Origin of the sequence: Pelagibacterium xiamenense, from assembly GCF_021166475.1 — a bacterium.
GTDB classification, from domain to species: domain Bacteria; phylum Pseudomonadota; class Alphaproteobacteria; order Rhizobiales; family Devosiaceae; genus Pelagibacterium; species Pelagibacterium xiamenense.
Map to the genome: position 1 here is coordinate 535,640 of NZ_JAJOYS010000002.1, position 16,438 is coordinate 552,077.

Annotated in this window: 14 protein-coding genes; 9 read left to right on the forward strand and 5 right to left on the reverse strand. The window is 63.5% G+C overall.

The window, feature by feature from the left end; genetic code table 11:
- Positions 1-7: 7 nt before the first annotated feature.
- From LSG43_RS10585 to LSG43_RS10595, 3 genes are read right to left on the reverse strand one after another with little or no spacing between them, the layout of a single operon-like run.
- Complete coding sequence (locus LSG43_RS10585) at positions 8-955, reverse strand: substrate-binding domain-containing protein (protein ID WP_231803875.1); 948 nt, start codon at positions 953-955, stop codon at positions 8-10.
- Positions 956-1,005: 50 nt separating this feature from the next.
- Complete coding sequence (locus tag LSG43_RS10590; protein ID WP_231803877.1) at positions 1,006-2,040, reverse strand: ABC transporter permease; 1,035 nt, start codon at positions 2,038-2,040, stop codon at positions 1,006-1,008.
- The gene (locus LSG43_RS10595) at positions 2,021-3,562 is read right to left on the reverse strand and encodes a sugar ABC transporter ATP-binding protein (protein ID WP_231803879.1); all 1,542 of its coding nucleotides are present in this window, start codon (positions 3,560-3,562) and stop codon (positions 2,021-2,023) included. The genes LSG43_RS10590 and LSG43_RS10595 overlap by 20 nt, the downstream gene beginning before the upstream one ends.
- 330 nt (positions 3,563-3,892) lie before the next feature.
- On the opposite strand from LSG43_RS10595, the gene LSG43_RS10600 reads away from it, so the two are divergent.
- Positions 3,893-4,918 (forward strand): LacI family DNA-binding transcriptional regulator, encoded by a 1,026-nt coding sequence (locus tag LSG43_RS10600; RefSeq protein WP_231803881.1) that lies wholly within the window; start codon positions 3,893-3,895, stop codon positions 4,916-4,918.
- A 1-nt stretch (position 4,919) separates the two neighbouring features.
- Here LSG43_RS10600 and LSG43_RS10605 read toward each other — a convergent pair whose 3' ends face one another.
- Positions 4,920-5,261 (reverse strand): hypothetical protein, encoded by a 342-nt coding sequence (locus tag LSG43_RS10605; RefSeq protein WP_231803883.1) that lies wholly within the window; start codon positions 5,259-5,261, stop codon positions 4,920-4,922.
- A gap of 203 nt (positions 5,262-5,464) precedes the next feature.
- Between LSG43_RS10605 and LSG43_RS10610 the strand changes: the two genes are divergently transcribed.
- The 8 genes from LSG43_RS10610 to LSG43_RS10640 all read left to right on the forward strand — a co-directional run bounded on the left by LSG43_RS10610 (position 5,465) and on the right by LSG43_RS10640 (position 14,168).
- Positions 5,465-7,009, forward strand: a complete 1,545-nt coding sequence (locus LSG43_RS10610) for an ABC transporter ATP-binding protein (protein ID WP_231804669.1) — start codon at positions 5,465-5,467, stop codon at positions 7,007-7,009.
- The gene (locus LSG43_RS10615) at positions 7,006-8,097 is read left to right on the forward strand and encodes an ABC transporter permease (protein WP_231803885.1); all 1,092 of its coding nucleotides are present in this window, start codon (positions 7,006-7,008) and stop codon (positions 8,095-8,097) included. The genes LSG43_RS10610 and LSG43_RS10615 overlap by 4 nt, the downstream gene beginning before the upstream one ends.
- Positions 8,094-9,008 carry an ABC transporter permease gene (locus LSG43_RS10620; RefSeq protein WP_231803887.1) on the forward strand — a complete coding sequence of 305 codons (915 nt, stop codon included), beginning with the start codon at positions 8,094-8,096 and terminating at the stop codon, positions 9,006-9,008. The genes LSG43_RS10615 and LSG43_RS10620 overlap by 4 nt, the downstream gene beginning before the upstream one ends.
- Before the next feature lie 54 nt (positions 9,009-9,062).
- Positions 9,063-10,139, forward strand: coding sequence for a BMP family ABC transporter substrate-binding protein (locus LSG43_RS10625; RefSeq protein ID WP_231803889.1), 1,077 nt, complete (start codon positions 9,063-9,065; stop codon positions 10,137-10,139).
- Positions 10,140-10,253: 114 nt separating this feature from the next.
- Complete coding sequence (ade, locus tag LSG43_RS10630; RefSeq protein ID WP_231803891.1) at positions 10,254-11,963, forward strand: adenine deaminase; 1,710 nt, start codon at positions 10,254-10,256, stop codon at positions 11,961-11,963.
- Positions 11,964-12,004: 41 nt separating this feature from the next.
- Positions 12,005-12,313, forward strand: coding sequence for a hypothetical protein (locus LSG43_RS10635; RefSeq protein ID WP_231804671.1), 309 nt, complete (start codon positions 12,005-12,007; stop codon positions 12,311-12,313).
- The gene (locus LSG43_RS16495) at positions 12,283-12,417 is read left to right on the forward strand and encodes a hypothetical protein (protein ID WP_255714149.1); all 135 of its coding nucleotides are present in this window, start codon (positions 12,283-12,285) and stop codon (positions 12,415-12,417) included. Before LSG43_RS10635 ends, LSG43_RS16495 begins: the two co-directional genes overlap by 31 nt.
- A 104-nt stretch (positions 12,418-12,521) precedes the next feature.
- A complete protein-coding gene (locus LSG43_RS10640; protein ID WP_231803893.1) occupies positions 12,522-14,168 on the forward strand; it encodes a tannase/feruloyl esterase family alpha/beta hydrolase in 1,647 nt (548 codons plus the stop codon).
- Between the two features lie 39 nt (positions 14,169-14,207).
- On the opposite strand, the gene LSG43_RS10645 is transcribed toward LSG43_RS10640, so the two are convergent.
- Positions 14,208-16,376 carry a malate synthase G gene (locus tag LSG43_RS10645; RefSeq protein ID WP_231803895.1) on the reverse strand — a complete coding sequence of 723 codons (2,169 nt, stop codon included), beginning with the start codon at positions 16,374-16,376 and terminating at the stop codon, positions 14,208-14,210.
- Between the last annotated feature and the right edge of the window lie 62 nt (positions 16,377-16,438).

Genomic DNA, 16,438 nt, shown 5'->3' on the forward strand with positions numbered 1-16,438 from the left:
GACCCGATCAGAACGGCGAATCCGGGAAGTAGAAGTTCTCCGCATTCTCCGGCGTGATCAGCGGCGCACCGAGAATATACTCGCCCGAAACCGGCCCGTTCGAGGTAAAGTGCGCGACAGTCACGTCCATGGCCGTCGCGATCATTGCGGGCGGATAAAGAACGTCCACCGGAATGAGCTCGGAGCCGTCCATCACCATCTCGATGACTTCCTTCATCCCCGCGCCGCCGACGATGAACATCTCGTCCTCGCGGCCCGCCTGACGCACCGCCTCGATCACACCGAGCGCGATATCGTCGTCCTGCGCCCACACCCCGTCGATATCCGGGAAGCGCGACAGGAAGTCCTGCATCACCTCGAACCCGTCGTCGCGGTTCCAGTTGGCGTATTCGTGGTCCAGCACATTGATGCCCGAGCCCTCGATGCCGTCCATGAACGCGTTGAAGCGCTCGTCGTCGATCACCGTGGGAATGCCGCGCAGGATGACGATGTTGTCGCCCTCCCCGAGCCGCGACAGGAAGTACTCCGCCGAGACGGCCCCGAGCGCGGTATTGTTGCCCGCCACATAGACGTCCTCGATGCCCTCCTGCGAGAGCCCGCGGTCGACGACCGTCACGAACACGCCCTGCTCCTTGACGTTCCGCACCGGCCCCGTCAGCGGCTCGGATTCGAACGGCAGCACCACGAGCGCGTCGATATCGTGGATCGCGACGAGATCCTCGAGGTCGTTCGCCTGCTGCGACGGCCCGTCGGCGGCCACCAGCACGATGTCGATCTCGGGATGCTGCTCCTCGATCCGCATTTCGGCCTGCTGGGCGTGCCAGTTGAGCCCGCCGGTCCAGCCGTGCGTTGCCGCGGGAATGGAGACCCCGATGGTCACCTCCTGCGCCATGGCGGCGCCCGCAAGGGCGGTTGCCCCCAACGCTGCGACCGCGAATGTCTTGAGTATCTGCATATGCTCCTCCTTGGTTGTTATGAGCGGCCGGCCTCGGACCGGCCCCGTCCTCAGGCCGATGGCTTGCGCCTGAAGATGTTGAGATGCCCCAGATTGCCACGCTGGAGCCACACGGCGGCGATGATGATCACGCCTTGCACCGCGCCGTTGAGGTAGTTCGAGATGATGTCGGTGAGATTGAGGATATTCCCGATCGTCGTGAGCATGATCGCGCCGACGACCGTCCCCCCGATCCGCCCATAGCCGCCCTTGAGCATCGTCCCGCCGATAATCACCGCCGCGATGGCCTCGAGCTCCCACAGAACCCCCGTCGAGGACGACGCCGACCCGAGCCGCGGCACGTAGATGATCGTCGCGACCGAGACGCAGAGCCCCTGGATCACATAGGTCAGCGTCTTCACCCGATCCACCTTGATCGCCGAATAGCGCGCCACCGTCTCGTTCGACCCGATCGCCATGCAATAGCGCCCGAACGCTGTCCGGTTGAGCAGCACCCAGCCCACAATGGCCACGAGCGCGAAGACGATCACCGGGATCGGCACGCCCAGAACCGCGTCGTAATAGACCGGCCGGTAGACGTCCCGGATATCGAAATCGAGCGACAGCGTACCGCCATCGGCAAAATAGGTGACGAGCGAACGGTAGATGCCCATCGTCCCGAGCGTCACGATGAACGCCTCGATCTTGCCCTTGGTGGTCATGAAGCCGTTGAGAAAGCCCGCGGCCGTCCCCAGCACCACTGAAACCAGGCACCCGAACAGCACCGTCTGCACCCCGACGCCCATCGTATCGATGGCCCCGTTCATGACGATGATCATGATCCCCGAGATCACCGCCGCCATCGACCCCACCGAAAGGTCGATGCCGCCCGCGGTGATGACGAACGTGCCGCCCACCGCGATGATCCCGATAAAGGCCGAGCGCGTCAGAAGGTTGGTGACGTTGCCCTCCGACAGGAACGCGGGATTGAGAACGAAGCCGACGAGACACAGGACGATCAGCGCCAGCAGCGGCCCCATCGTATGGTAGTCGATCGAAAACCGCCTCTTGGCGGGCTTCACGCCCTCATGCGCTTGCACGGTCATCTTCGTTCTCTCCCTTCAGTCCTGCGGCATAGCGCATGATTTCTCCTTCGGTGATTTCGCTGCCTTCGAGAACGCCCATCCGGCGCCCCTCGCGCATCACGACAACGCGGTGCGACAGCCCGATCACCTCCTGCATCTCCGAGGAGACGACGATGATCGACTTGCCCTCTTTGGCGAGCGCCGCGATGATGTGATAAATCTGCTGCTTGGTCCCCACGTCGATCCCGCGCGTGGGCTCGTCGATGATGACGATTTCGGGCTCGGCCTCCATCGCTTTGCCCAGCATCAGTTTTTGCTGGTTGCCGCCCGAAAGCTGCCCGACCTTGACCGAAGCGTCGCGCGCGCGGATATCGAACCGCCGCGTCGCCCGCTCCATGGCCTCGACTTCGCTCGCCTCATTGAGAAACCCTCCGCGAAGGTGGCGGTAGAGCGTTAAAAGCGTCAGGTTCGGCTGCAGCCCCACATTGAGCAGCAACCCCCGCCCCTTGCGGTCCTTGGTCATATAGACCATCCCCGCCTTCACCGCTTCGGCGATCGAGGGAAAATGGACCGGCTCGCCGTTGAGCGTAACGGACCCGCCCTCGCGCGGCACAAGGCCTGCCACCGCCTCCATCACCGCGGTCCGCCCCGACCCGATCAGCCCGGCGAACCCGAGGATTTCGCCCTTCCGCAGCGAGAAACTCACGTCCCGCACGCCTTCGGCCACAAGGTTCCTGACCTCCAGAACCACCGGCGCGTCGACATCGGGCTCGGTCTTGGGCGGATAGAGATTGGAAAGCTCGCGCCCCACCATCATTTCGGCAATCGAGTCCGCCGTCAGGTCGCCCGTCTCGACGGTTGCGATCAGTTGCCCGTCGCGCAGCACGGTCACCCGGTCAGAAATCGCCATCACCTCGCCAAGCTTGTGCGAAACGAAAACGATGGCGACGCCCTTTGCCTTCAGTCGCGCGACCTGCTCGAAGAACGCATCGATCTCGGCCCCCGAAAGCACCGCCGTCGGCTCGTCCATGATCAGAACCCGCGCGTCCCGGGAGATCGCCTTGGCGATCTCGACCATCTGCTTGTCGGCCACCGAAAGCGTGTTGATCCGCGCATTGACGTCGATATGGACATGCAGGGCATCGAGGATCTTTCGCGCTTCGGCCTGCATGTCAGAGAGCCGCAGGAACCCGAACCGCCTCCACTCGCGCCCCAGAAAGATGCTCTCGGCCACGGTCAGGTGTTCGGCGAGGTTGAGTTCCTGGTGAATGACGACGATCCCGAGCGCCTCGGCCTCGCCATTGCCCGGCAGGCGGACCGGCTTGCCGTCGAGCAGCACCGTGCCGGACGTCGGCGCCTCGAGCCCCGAAAGGATTTTGATGAGTGTGGATTTGCCCGCGCCATTCTCTCCGATCAGCGCGTGGACTTCCCCCTTGCGAATATCGAAGTCGACCGAAAACAGCACCGGCACTTCGCCGAAGCTCTTGGACACCCGGCTGGCGGCCAGAATCGGTGCCGCATCCTGCGCGCCGGCATCGGTCATGACGCAAATCCTCCCCCTGTATCCGGCACGGTATTTTTACCTCAACCGGCTGTATTCATGGCGGTGTAAACCTTTTCATTCGCCATGTAAAGGTTTACACAAGTCTGAATGTGTATAAATCGCGCGGTCCGGGCTTGCGCTTCGCACAGAGGCACGGCCTCTACAGGAAACGACCACCGGACGACACGCGGACAGGCACGGGAGGATCAGACTTGGCTTCGGAAAATATCGCCTCGCCGACGCTCCGGCGTTCGGCTTGCCCTCCGCGCGCAGATTGGCGTCAATACCCGGTGCACCGGCGCCTCGCGGCCCTGGCATGAGAGAAATCCGTTGAGCGCGATCAAACCAGCAACGATCGAGGATGTGGCGCTGATTGCCGGCGTATCGATCGCCACGGTTTCGCGCGCGCTCAACGAGCCCGGCAAAGTCGCCGATTCCACGCGCCGAAAGGTCATCGAAGCCGTCGCCCAGACCGGCTACACGACAAACGCGATGGCGCGCAACTTGCGCATGCGCAAGTCCAACATGATCCTCATCCTGGCCCCCGACGTGGGCGACCCCAATTTCTCCAACATCCTGATTGGCCTCGAAACCGAAGCCAGCAAACGCGGCTATGGCGTTCTCATCGGCAACACGCAGAACGACCCGTCCCGCGAAACCGACTATCTGCGCTTTCTCAGTTCCAACCAGGCCGACGGCATCATCCTGTTGACCGGCCACCTGCCCTTCGGCCTCACCCAGGCCGGCCCCGACGTTCGGCTTCCCCCCATGGTGGCGGTGAACGAACCGGTTCCCAACGCCGCTGTACCCTTTGTCGGCGTCGACAACATCGAAGGCGCCCGCACCGCAACCGATCACCTGATCTCCCAGGGCCACACCCGCATCGCCTTCATCGGCCAGTCGACCCGCAGCGCGGTCTCATCCTATCGGGAAGAAGGCTACCGCCGCGCCATGACCGGCGCCGGATTGACGATCGACCCGCGCTTCGTCCTCGAAGCCGACGGCACCACCGAAAGCGGGCGTGGTGCGGCCGAGCGCATGTTCGTGCGCGACCAGCTCCCCACGGCGTTCTTCTGCGTCAACGACGCCACCGCACTGGGCGTCATCATTGCGTTGACCGCCCGCGGCTACGCGCTGCCGCAAGACTTCTCCGTCATGGGTTTCGACGACATTTCCTATGCGAGCTTCGTCACCCCCTCGCTCACCACCATGAAACAGCCCCGTCTCCAGATCGGCGAAGCGAGCATGGAACTCCTTCTCGCCATGCTTGAAGGCGCCGACGTTCAAAAGCGTGAGATCCTGCTCCGCGCCGAGCTCATTCTGCGCAACTCGGTCGCATTGCGGCGTCCCGGATGAACTATTGGCCGGCCGGTGCCGGCACCGCGTCAGTGGGGTCTTCCTGCGGCGCGGTCGGTTCCTCTTCAACCAGAGGCGGCTCATCCGCGGACGGCACGAGGTTTTCCTCGGTTTCAGGAACCGGCAGTGGCGCCTGCTCGTTCTCTGCGCCCTCTTGCTGCACCGTCTCGCCCCCATCGGTCGTCGTCGGCGTCCCGTCATAGGTCGCCTCATTCCACCAGATGGCGAGCGCGAACCCGATCGCAAGCGCCAGCATACCGAATATCAGCGCGCGCAGATTCATCTTCCGGCGGTTGCCCTGGCGCACTTCGGTGGTTGAAAGGTCGGGTTTTTCTTCAGCCATTGAACCGGTTTCCATGAAATGATTTTGCACGATAACGTATGGTGTTCAAACGGCGCGACCGCGCATGCGTTCCGCTCTGCCACCAAAACATGCACGGGTCGGAATTGGCCAAAAAACCGTCAACAGCCCATGGAACCGGCTTGCACGCGGGGAACCAAGGCGACATAGTGCGATTTGTCCATTTGGTCTAATTTTGGCGCATGATGAACGGACCCGCCCCTGAAACGCTGCTTTCCCTTAGGGGCCTGACCAAGACTTTCGGTACGTTCAAGGCCAACGATTCCGTCGACCTCGAAATACGCCCCGGCGAAATTCACGCTCTTCTGGGCGAGAACGGCGCGGGCAAGTCGACGCTGGTCAAAATGCTTTACGGCGCCCTCCAGCCCGACGCCGGTACCATAGTCTGGCGCGGCGAGGAGGTCACCGTCCCCAATCCGGCCCATGCACGGCATCTGGGCATCGGCATGGTGTTCCAGCATTTCTCGCTGTTCGAAGCCCTGACGGTTGCGGAAAACATCGCCGTCGCGTTGCCAGGTGACATCCCCTTGCGCAAGATCGCCGCCGACCTCGAGCGCGTCTCGAAGGAATACGGCCTGCCGCTCAAGGCCAACGCGCGCGTCTACGACCTCTCCGTGGGCGAACGCCAGCGCATAGAGATCGTCCGCTGCCTCCTTCAGCAGCCCGACCTCATCATCATGGACGAGCCCACCTCCGTGCTCACCCCGCAGGAGGTCGACCAGCTCTTCAAGGTCCTCCGCCAGCTCTCCTCCGAGGGCAAGGCAATCCTCTATATCTCCCACAAGCTCGAGGAAGTCCGCGCGCTCTGCGAACGCGCCACTATCCTCCGCCACGGCAAGCGCGTGGGCGATTGCGTCCCCAACGCCGAGACCGCCGCCTCGATTGCCCGCATGATGGTGGGCGCCGACATCCACGAAGTCCGCCCCGCCAGGCACGACGTCGACCGCTCCAATCCCCTGCTGAGCCTCAAGGGCGTTACTATGGACGCGCGCGACACCTTCGGCACGGCGCTCAAGGATGTGTCTCTCGACCTCTACGCCGGCGAAATCGCAGGCATCGCCGGGATCGCCGGCAACGGGCAGACCGAACTCTTCGACGTCATCTCGGGCGAGCGCCTTGCCGGCCGCCCCGAGCAGGTCATGCTCTTGGGCCGCCCCATCGGTCATGCCGACATTTCCCAACGCCGCGCCATGGGCGCTGTCTTCATCTCCGAGGAACGCCTCGGGCACGCCACGGTCCCCACGCTCACGCTCTCGGAAAACGTCATCTTGACCCGCTACAGGGTCAATTCCGGTCTCAAATCCGGACCCTTCCTCAACCGCGGCAAGGCGAAATCCCTGCTCGAAACCATCACCGCCACGCTCGACGTTCGCAAAAGCGCCCCCGACCCTGCCGCGCAGGCGCTCTCGGGCGGCAACCTCCAGAAATTCATCATCGGCCGCGAAGTTCTCGAGGACCCCAGGGTCATCGTCGTCAACCAGCCCACCTGGGGCGTCGACGCGGGCTCCGCCGCCCGCATCCGCCAGGCGCTGATCGACCTCGCCGAAAGCGGCGCCGCCGTCCTCGTCATCAGCCAGGACCTCGACGAGCTCTTCGAATTCACCGACCGCCTCGCCGCCATCGCGGAAGGCCGCCTCTCCGAATTCGAGCCCGTCGCCAAGACCAACCGCAACGCCATCGGCCTCAAGATGTCCGGCATCTTCGCGGGCGACGAGGAGGCCGCCCAGTGAGAATAGAACTCATCAAGCGCGGCACCCCCTCGGCAACCCTGCGGTATCTCTCGCCGATAATCGGGCTCACCCTCGCAGTTATCACCGGCGCCATTATGTTCGCCATAATGGGCAAGGACCCGGCCGTAGCGCTCTACGTCTATTTCGTCGAGCCGCTGACCGAGGCCTGGTCGGTCCATGAACTGTTGATCAAGGCCGCGCCCTTGATCCTCATGGGTGCCGGCCTATCCGTTTGTTATCTATCGAATAATTGGAATATCGGCGCCGAGGGTCAGTTCATCGTCGGCGCGCTCGCGGGCTCCATTTTTCCGGTACTTTTCACCGGTTTCGACAGTTTCATCGTACTCCCCAGCATGGTCATCTTCGCGATGGTCGGCGGCGCCCTTTACGCGGGTATCCCGGCGCTCCTCAAAGCGAAGTTCAACACCAACGAAATCCTCACCAGCCTGATGCTCGTCTATGTGGCCGAAAGGCTGCTCGATTGGCTGGTGCGCGGGCCCTGGCGCAATCCCGGCGGCATGAACTTCCCCGAGTCCGTCCGCTTCCCCGAATTCGCCCGTATCCCCCAATTGATGCCCGCCGATGGCCGCGCGAACTGGGGATTCATCGCTTCTGTCATTGTCGCCATCGCCATTTGGGTCATGCTGAGCCGCACGCTCAAGGGCTTCGAAGTCAAAGTCATCGGCACCAGCCCCCGCGCCGGCCGCTTCGCGGGCTTCTCGGCGACCAACATGATCTTCTTCTCCTTCATGCTCGCCGGCGCCTGCGCGGGCCTCGCCGGGATCATCGAAGTCGCTGGCGCATCAGGACAATTGCGCCCCATCATCTCCCCCGGCTACGGCTTCACAGCCATCATCGTGGCCTTCCTCGGACGTCTCAACCCCCTCGGCGCCATCGTCGCCGGCCTCGTCCTCGCGCTGACCTATCTCGGTGGCGAAGCCGCCCAGATCTCGCTCCAGATCTCCGACAAGGCCACCCGGGTTTTCCAGGGCGCATTGCTCTTATACGTCCTCGCCTGCGACACCCTGATCCTCTACCGCGTCCGCTTCACCCGCACCCCACGCGCAACCGTGGAGGCCGCGGAATGATCGAAGCCATCCTCCTCACCATCGTCACCGCCTCGACCCCGCTGCTCCTCGCCGCCATCGGCGAGCTCGTCGTGGAGCGCTCGGGCGTTCTCAACCTCGGCGTCGAGGGCATGATGGTCATGGGCGCCGTCGGCGGTTTTCTGGGCATGATGTGGACCGGAAACCCCTTTATCGGCGCGATTGTCGGCATCCTCTTCGGCATGGCGCTTTCGGCGCTGTTCGGCTTCCTCGTCCTCTCTCTGGCGACCAATCAGTACGCCACCGGCCTCGCCCTTACCATCCTCGGCCTCGGTCTTTCCGGCCTCCTGGGCGAAGCCTATGTCGGCCGCTCCGCCATCCGCATGCCCGCGCTCGACATCCCGGTCCTAACCGACCTGCCCATCATCGGCAGGCTGGTTTTCGGCCAGGATTTGATCTTCTACGTCTCGATCGCGCTCGTCATCGGCGTCGCATGGTTCCTCTTTTCCACCAAGCAGGGCCTCACCCTGCGCGCCATCGGCGACAACCACGCCTCGGCCCACGCACTCGGCATCAAGGTCATCCGCTACCGCTACCTCGCGGTTCTCTTCGGCGGCGGCTGCGCGGGTCTCGCAGGGGCCTATCTCTCGCTGGTCTACACCCCGCAATGGGCCGAGAACATGACTGCCGGCCGCGGCTGGATCGCGCTTGCGCTGGTCGTGTTCGCCTCATGGCGCCCCGCCCGCGTGCTTGCCGGCGCATACCTTTTCGGCGCGGTTTCGATCGGCCAATTGCACGCCCAGGCACTGGGCATCGCAATCCCGTCCCAGCTACTTACTGCGCTCCCCTATCTGGCCACCATCGTCGTTCTCGTGATTATCTCTCAGAACCGGCGCCTGACCATGATCAACACCCCGGCTTCGCTGGGCAAAAGCTTCGTGCCCGACCGCTAGCGCGAAGCGAAAACAATTGGCGGGAACTCCGCCGGCATGAAAGGAAGGACCATCATGAAGACAACACTTCTCACAACCCTCGCCACGGCCACCGCGCTGTCGTTGACCATGGCTCCCGCCGCCTTCGCGCAGCAGGACACCGCCGAAGCCTGCTTCGTCTATGTGGGTTCTGCCACCGACGGCGGCTGGAGCCAGGCCCATGACGAGGCCCGTCAGGCCGTGGACGAGCATTTCGGCGACGCGGTCACCACCCGCTACGTGGAATCCGTACCCGAGGCCAACTCCGAAGGCACCATCGAACGCCTCGCCCGCTCGGGCTGCGACATCATCTTCACGACCTCCTTCGGCTTCATGGACCCCACCATCGCCGTCGCCGAACGCTTCCCGGACGTGAAGTTCGAGCACGCCACGGGCTACAAGACCGCCGACAACGTCACGGTCTACAACTCCCGCTTCTATCAGGGCCGCTACATTCAGGGTCAGATCGCCGCTTCGGTCTCTGAAACCGGCACAGCAGGCTATATCGCCTCCTTCCCGATCCCCGAGGTCGTCCAGGGTATCAACGCCTTCCTTCTGGGCGCGCAGTCGGTCAATCCGGACTTCTCGCTCAAGGTCGTATGGGTCAACTCCTGGTACGATCCGGGCGCCGAAGCCGACGCGGCCAAAGTGCTGATCGACCAGGGCGTCGACGTCATCACCCAGCACACGGACTCCACCGCTCCGGTTCAGGAAGCCGAAGCGCGCGGCATCAAGGCCTTCGGCCAGGCATCCGACATGATCGAGGCAGGCCCCACCGCCCAGCTTACCGCTATCTTGGACACCTGGGCGCCCTACTACATTGAGCGCGTGCAGGCCGTTCTCGACGGCACCTGGGAATCCGAGAGCAACTGGGACGGCCTTGCAGATGGCATCCTGACCATGGCGCCCTACACCAACATGCCGGACGAAATCGCCGCCATGGCCGAGGAAACCGAGGAAGCCATCAAGTCCGGCGAACTCGTCGTCTTCACCGGCCCGATCACCAAACAGGACGGGACCGTCTGGCTCGAAGAGGGTGAAGTTGCCGACGATGGCACTCTGCTCGGCCTCAACTTTTACGTCGAAGGCGTGGACGACCAGCTTCCCCAGTAAAACGCGGAGCGTTCCGAATCGAGAGCGGCGGCAGCGATGCCGCCGCTTTTTCTATCCTTGACGCCCCCGCTGAGCCCGGCAAACTGAACGGCCAACGACAACGACGGTGAACCGATGACCACAGCCGCCCAACTCGAAAAGATGATCAAGGCCGGGCGCGGGCACGAGCCTGCCGATCTGGTCATCAAGGACGTGCGGCTCCTCGACGTCATCACCGGCACCATCACGCCGACCGATATCGCCATCGTCGGCGACCGCATCGTCGGCACACACGCCGAATATCAAGGCAAGACGGAAATCGACGGCCGCAACCGCTTCGCCGTCCCCGGTTTCATCGATACACACCTGCATATCGAATCCTCGCTCGTCACCCCGTTCGAATTCGACCGCTGCGTCCTGCCCCACGGCGTCACCACCGTCATCTGCGACCCGCACGAAATCGCCAACGTCCTTGGCGCCGAAGGCATCCGCTATTTCCTGGACTGCGCGGAGCGCACCATCTTGGATGTGCGGGTCAACCTCTCCTCGTGTGTCCCCGCCACCGCGTTCGAAACCGCCGGCGCCAGACTCGAGATCGACGATCTGCTGCCCTTCCGCGACCACCCGAAGGTCATCGGCCTCGCCGAAATGATGAACTTTCCCGGTGTTTTAAACGCCGATCCGGGCATCCTCAAAAAGCTCGAAGCCTTCCAGAACGGCCATATGGACGGCCATGCCCCACTCCTGCTCGGCCAGGACCTCAACGGCTATCTCGCTGCCGGCATCCGCACCGACCACGAAGCCACGAGCGCCGCCGAAGCCCGCGAAAAGCTTGCCAAAGGCATGGCGATCCTCATCCGCGAAGGTTCGGTTTCCAAGGACCTCGACGCCCTCGCCGAAACCCTCGACGAAAACACCTCCGCCTACGTCGCGCTTTGCACCGATGACCGGAACCCCCTCGACATCTTCGAAGAGGGCCACCTGGACTCCTCGATCCGGCGCCTGATCGCGCATGGCCGCCCGATCCATCACGTCTACCGCGCCGCTTCGCATTCTGCGGCCCGTATTTTTGGCCTTAAAGACCGCGGCCTGCTCGGCCCCGGCTGGCGTGCGGACATAGCTCTTCTGGACGACCTTGAAACCTGCGCGGTTTCCGATGTCGTGACGGCCGGCAGGCGCATCACGCCGGAAATCTGGGATACCCGCGAGCCCGTTGAGGCCGTCGGCCTCGCCTCCATGAAGGCCAGGCCGGTGGCCCCGGAAGCCTTCATCACCCAGCCCGACCCGAACCGAAACGAAGTGCCCGTCATCGGCGTCAAACCCGGCCTCATTCTCACTTTCCGCGAGAGCGCCAGCCTTGAGACCGACGAATTGGGCCTCAAACCCGATACCGAGGCAGACGTCATAAAGGTCGCCGTCGTCGAGCGCCACGGCATCAACGGCAATATCGGCCGCAGCTTCGTCAAGGGGTTCGGGCTGAAGCGCGGCGCTATCGCTTCCTCGGTCGGCCACGACAGTCATAACATCACCGTCGTCGGCGTCACCGACGACGACATGGCGCTGGCCGTCAACCGCCTCATCGAAATCGGCGGCGGCTTCGCGGTCGCCGACGAAGGCGAAATCCTGGCCGATCTCGCGCTCCCTCTCGCCGGTCTGATGAGCCTCGAACCCTTCGAGCGCGTCACCGAGTATCTGGAGCATCTGCGGGAAGCGGCCAAGGTCATCGGCTGCACGCTGCCAGAACCCTTCCTGCAGGTCGCCTTCCTCGCTCTGCCGGTCATCCCCCACCTGAAAATGACCGACAAAGGCCTGTTCGACGTCGACAAGTTTGGTTTCGTGAACTGACGCGCCCTTGATTAGTCATAGACGCCGCTTATCTCGTGGCGATGAACAAGGATCAGACCCGGCTCGAGCGACTATTTCTGCGCATTGAAAGGCGCTTCCCGCGCTTCGGACGCGCCATTTGGTACATCCGCCAGCCCTGGGCCATCCTGATCCGTATCCCGTTGGGGCTTTTGCTGATTGTGGGCGGAGTCTTCAGTTTCCTCCCCATCCTCGGCGTCTGGATGCTTCCGCTGGGTATCCTCCTGCTCGCCGTCGACCTCCCCTTCCTCCGCCGCCCCCTCAACGCGGTCGTCATACAATCCGAACGGCGCTACCGCCAATGGCGCCGCACGCGCCGGAAGGCGACCTGACGATCGGCCGCAGTTTCGGCGTGATCGCTGCCGAAATCCGTTCGCTGAGCGATGAAGCCAACCTCTTCACCGACCGGCTGGTGGCGAGCCTCAAGGGTTCATGACCGCTGAATCGCACCGCCAACGCACCGGCATGCAGTGGCTTGCGCAAGATTGGTATATATCATAACAATTATAGGGCATAACAAATGGGAGGAGGACCCTGGATATGCCCATCAGAACCATTGCCGCGTTCAGCGTACTGACCGCCGCCGCTGCGCTGCATTCCGGTGCCGCAACGGCGCAACCGCTTGACTGCGCCGCCGATAGTTTCGCGATTGACGGCCTTGTCGTCGAAACCGCCGAACACGTCGAGCCAGGCGAAGACGCCCCCATCTCCCACTGCCGCATCGTCGGTCAGATCGACCAGCGCGAGGGCATCGATGGCATGGCATACGCCATCGGCTTCGAACTGCGGCTCCCCGACGACTGGAACGGGGATTTCGTCCACCAGTTCAACGGCGGCAATGACGGCGCCATCGTCCCCGCGCTTGGCGAACTCCCCGATGGCACCACAGCGCTGTCTCAGGGCTACGCCGTCGTCTCCAGCAACGCCGGACATAGGGGTGACGCCCACCCTGAAGCCGGCCTTGCTGGCGGCGCCCGATTCGGCTTCGATCCCGAAGCCCGCAGCGATTACGGCTATTCCGCCGTCGCCAAACTGAACCCCGTGGCCACGGCAATGGTCGAAGCCTATTACGGCGGCGATATCGCCCACACCTACGGCGTTGGTCGCTCCAATGGCGGCCGCCACGCCATGGTCGCCGCTGCGCGTATGCCCGAAGCCTTCGACGGCCTGCTCGTCGGCTACCCCGGCTTCAACCTCCCCAAGGCCGCGATCCAGCACGCCTGGGACGTCCAGGCCTTCAAGTCCATCTCCGACGACATCCGCACCGCTTACAGCCAGGACGACCTCGACATCGTTGCCAGCGCCGTCCTCGCCGCCTGCGACAACCTCGATGGCCTCGAAGACGGTATCATCGCCGATACCGACGCCTGCCAGGCCACGTTCGACATCGGCACCGTCCAGTGCGCCGAAGGCCAGAACGACCAATGCCTCTCACCCGCCCAGGTCGAAGCCCTGAGAACGATCCATGCAGGCCCCACCAACTCCGCCGGCGAGCAGCTCTACTCGGAATGGGCCTGGGACCGTGGCATCGCCTCACCCAACTGGCGCTTTTGGAAGCTCGAGAGCACAGTGCCGCCCTGGGAGAACATGCCCATCATCGCGGTCATGGGCTCAGCTTCACTCGCCCAGATCTTCTCGACCCCGCCGACGGAAATCGAAGGCTCTCCCGCAGCGCTCGAAAATTTTCTGCTCGAGTACGACTTCGACACGGACGCCGAGGCGATCTATGCAACCACGGAAGACTTCCCGGAGTCCGCGATGGATTTCATGACGCCCCCAGGCGCCGATGATCCCGAACTCGCCGCGTACCGCGACGCCGGCGGCAAGATGATCATCTATCACGGCGTCAGCGATCCGGTGTTCTCGGTGCTCGACACCACGGCATGGTACGAAGCGCTCGACGCCAACAATAACGGCCGCGCCGGAGATTTCGTTAAGTTCTACCGCGTCCCCGGAATGGGCCACGGCCACGGTGGCACCGCGACCGACAGCTTCGACGCCTTCTCCGCGCTCACTGCATGGGTCGAAGACGGCACCGCGCCGGGCCCGCTGGCTGCCAGCACCACACCGGACAACGCACTCATGCCCGAACTCGCAGACGCCACCCGTAAGCTCTGCCCCTACCCGGCTGTCCCGCGCTACACCGGCGGCGACGAGGCCAGCCACGAAAGCTTCACCTGCGAATAAGAAACGATCCCCTCCGGCACGCCGGAGGGGACCAAATGTTCAGCCCCGCGCCTTTTTCTCGGCCCGCTTGGCGTGCAATATCGGCTCGGTATACCCCGAAGGCTGCGACGTCCCTTCAAGCGCCAGCGCTAGGGCCGCCTGGAACGCAACCGAATGCTCCGGATCGTCGCTCATCCGCTCGTAGCCGGGATCGCCCGCATTCTGCCCGTCGACGATTGCTGCCATCCGCGTAAACGTGGCGACGACCTCGTCCTGCGTCACCACCCCGTGCCACAGCCAGTTGGCGATCGCCTGGGATGAAATCCGGCACGTCGCCCGGTCCTCCATGAGCCCCACATCGTTGATGTCGGGCACCTTCGAGCATCCCACGCCCGCATCGATCCAGCGCACGACATAGCCAAGAATGCCCTGTGCATTGTTCTCCAATTCGCGCTGAATATCTGCTTTCGATAGCGTCTCCGGATCGAGCACCGGCATCGAAAACAACACATCGAGCCCCGGCGTCGCCTCATTATGCCGCCGCTTCTGGGCTTCGAACACGTCGACCTGATGGTAATGGATCGCATGCAGCGTCGCCGCCGTCGGTGACGGCACCCACGCGCAGTTCGCCCCCGCATTCGGATGCCCGATCTTCTGGTTGAGCATATCCGCCATTGCGTCGGGCTTGGCCCACATGCCCTTGCCGATCTGCGCCCGGCCCGAAAGCCCGCAAGCAATCCCGATCAGGACATTCCGATCTTCATAGGACTGGATCCACTTCTCCGCCTTGATCTGCTCCTTGGGCAGCACCGGCCCGGCTTCCATCGAGGTATGAATTTCATCCCCCGTGCGGTCGAGGAACCCGGTGTTGATGAAGAACACCCGCTCCCGCGCCGCATAAATGCACGCCTTCAAATTCGCCGAGGTCCGCCGCTCCTCGTCCATGATGCCGATCTTGATCGTATTGAGCGGCAGCCCCAGGAACTTCTCCACCTCGCCAAACACATTGCACGCGAACAGAACCTCGGTGGGCCCATGCATCTTGGGCTTGACGATATAAATCGATCCGGTCTTCGAATTCGCCTTGCGCTTCAGGTCATGCATCGCGCACAGCGCCGTCACCGCCGCATCCATCAGCCCTTCGCCAATCGGATTGCCTTCCCCATCGAGGATCGCATTGGTCGTCATCAGATGCCCGACATTGCGCACGAGCAGCAGAGCCCGCCCCTTGAGCGTGACATCCGACCCGTCGGGGGCGGTATACGTCCGGTCCGGATTGAGCCGCCGGGTCATCGATTTCCCGTTCTTTTCGAACGTATCCTCGAGCGCCCCGGTCATCAGCCCCAGCCAGTTGCGATAGACCCCGACCTTGTCCGCCGCATCCACCGCCGCGACCGAGTCCTCGCAGTCCTGGATCGTGCTCATCGCGCTTTCGAGAACGATGTCGGCCAACCCCGCCGGATGCGTCTTGCCGATAGCGTTGTCGGGATCGACAACCAGCTCCGCATGCAGCCCATGATGCCGCAGCAAAATCCGCGTCACCCCGGCGGCCTCGGCATAGCCTGCGAAGGCATCCGGTTCGGCAAGCTTCGCCGGCCCGTCCGGCCCGTCGATCACCAGCCGCGCCGGACCGCCATCCGTCGCGACGGCATACCGCGTCACCTCCGCGTGCTTCACCCCCAGAAGCGGAAACGCCTCATCGAGAAACGCCGCCGCCCGCACAAACACTTCCGCGCCGCGCTTGGGGTTATACGCCTTGCCCGGCGCCAGTTCTCCCTCCTGCGCAATCGCATCGGTGCCGTAAAGCGCATCGTAGAGGCTCCCCCACCGCGCATTCGCGGCGTTGAGCGCATAGCGCGCATTGGACACCGGCACCACAAGCTGCGGCCCGCAGATCGTCGCGATCTCGGGATCGAGATTGTCCGTCTCGATAGCAAAGTCCCCAGGCTCGTCCTCGATATATCCGATGGACTTGAGAAAGGAGATATACCCCTCGGGATCGGCGGCGACCGGCCCATGCGATCGATGCCAATCGTCGATTTCCTGCTGCATCCGGTCCCGGATATCGAGCAATTCCCGATTGCCCGGCATATAGGCCGCAACCATCCCGGCGAACCCCGACCAGAACGCGTCGGACGCCACATCGAGCCCGTTGAGCGCCTCACCCTCAACAAATGCGGCCAGCCCGGCATCGACCTTCAGCCCGGCGCGATCGACGTAATTGCCCATGGGTTTTCTCCAATCAACCTTGTTCGTTTCTGCCTATACGCAGGCCCGGTCCCCGCCAAGCC

What these genes read in the sequence shown, in the direction of transcription:
- LSG43_RS10585 (WP_231803875.1), bottom strand. Translation starts at nt 955, where the DNA reads ATGCAGATACTCAAGACATTCGCGGTCGCAGCGTTGGGGGCAACCGCC.
- LSG43_RS10590 (WP_231803877.1), bottom strand. Translation starts at nt 2,040, where the DNA reads ATGACCGTGCAAGCGCATGAGGGCGTGAAGCCCGCCAAGAGGCGGTTT.
- LSG43_RS10595 (WP_231803879.1), bottom strand. Translation starts at nt 3,562, where the DNA reads ATGACCGATGCCGGCGCGCAGGATGCGGCACCGATTCTGGCCGCCAGC.
- LSG43_RS10605 (WP_231803883.1), bottom strand. Translation starts at nt 5,261, where the DNA reads ATGGCTGAAGAAAAACCCGACCTTTCAACCACCGAAGTGCGCCAGGGC.
- LSG43_RS10610 (WP_231804669.1), top strand. Translation starts at nt 5,465, where the DNA reads ATGAACGGACCCGCCCCTGAAACGCTGCTTTCCCTTAGGGGCCTGACC.
- LSG43_RS10620 (WP_231803887.1), top strand. Translation starts at nt 8,094, where the DNA reads ATGATCGAAGCCATCCTCCTCACCATCGTCACCGCCTCGACCCCGCTG.
- LSG43_RS10625 (WP_231803889.1), top strand. Translation starts at nt 9,063, where the DNA reads ATGAAGACAACACTTCTCACAACCCTCGCCACGGCCACCGCGCTGTCG.
- ade (WP_231803891.1), top strand. Translation starts at nt 10,254, where the DNA reads ATGACCACAGCCGCCCAACTCGAAAAGATGATCAAGGCCGGGCGCGGG.
- LSG43_RS10635 (WP_231804671.1), top strand. Translation starts at nt 12,005, where the DNA reads ATGAACAAGGATCAGACCCGGCTCGAGCGACTATTTCTGCGCATTGAA.
- LSG43_RS16495 (WP_255714149.1), top strand. Translation starts at nt 12,283, where the DNA reads ATGGCGCCGCACGCGCCGGAAGGCGACCTGACGATCGGCCGCAGTTTC.
- LSG43_RS10640 (WP_231803893.1), top strand. Translation starts at nt 12,522, where the DNA reads ATGCCCATCAGAACCATTGCCGCGTTCAGCGTACTGACCGCCGCCGCT.
- LSG43_RS10645 (WP_231803895.1), bottom strand. Translation starts at nt 16,376, where the DNA reads ATGGGCAATTACGTCGATCGCGCCGGGCTGAAGGTCGATGCCGGGCTG.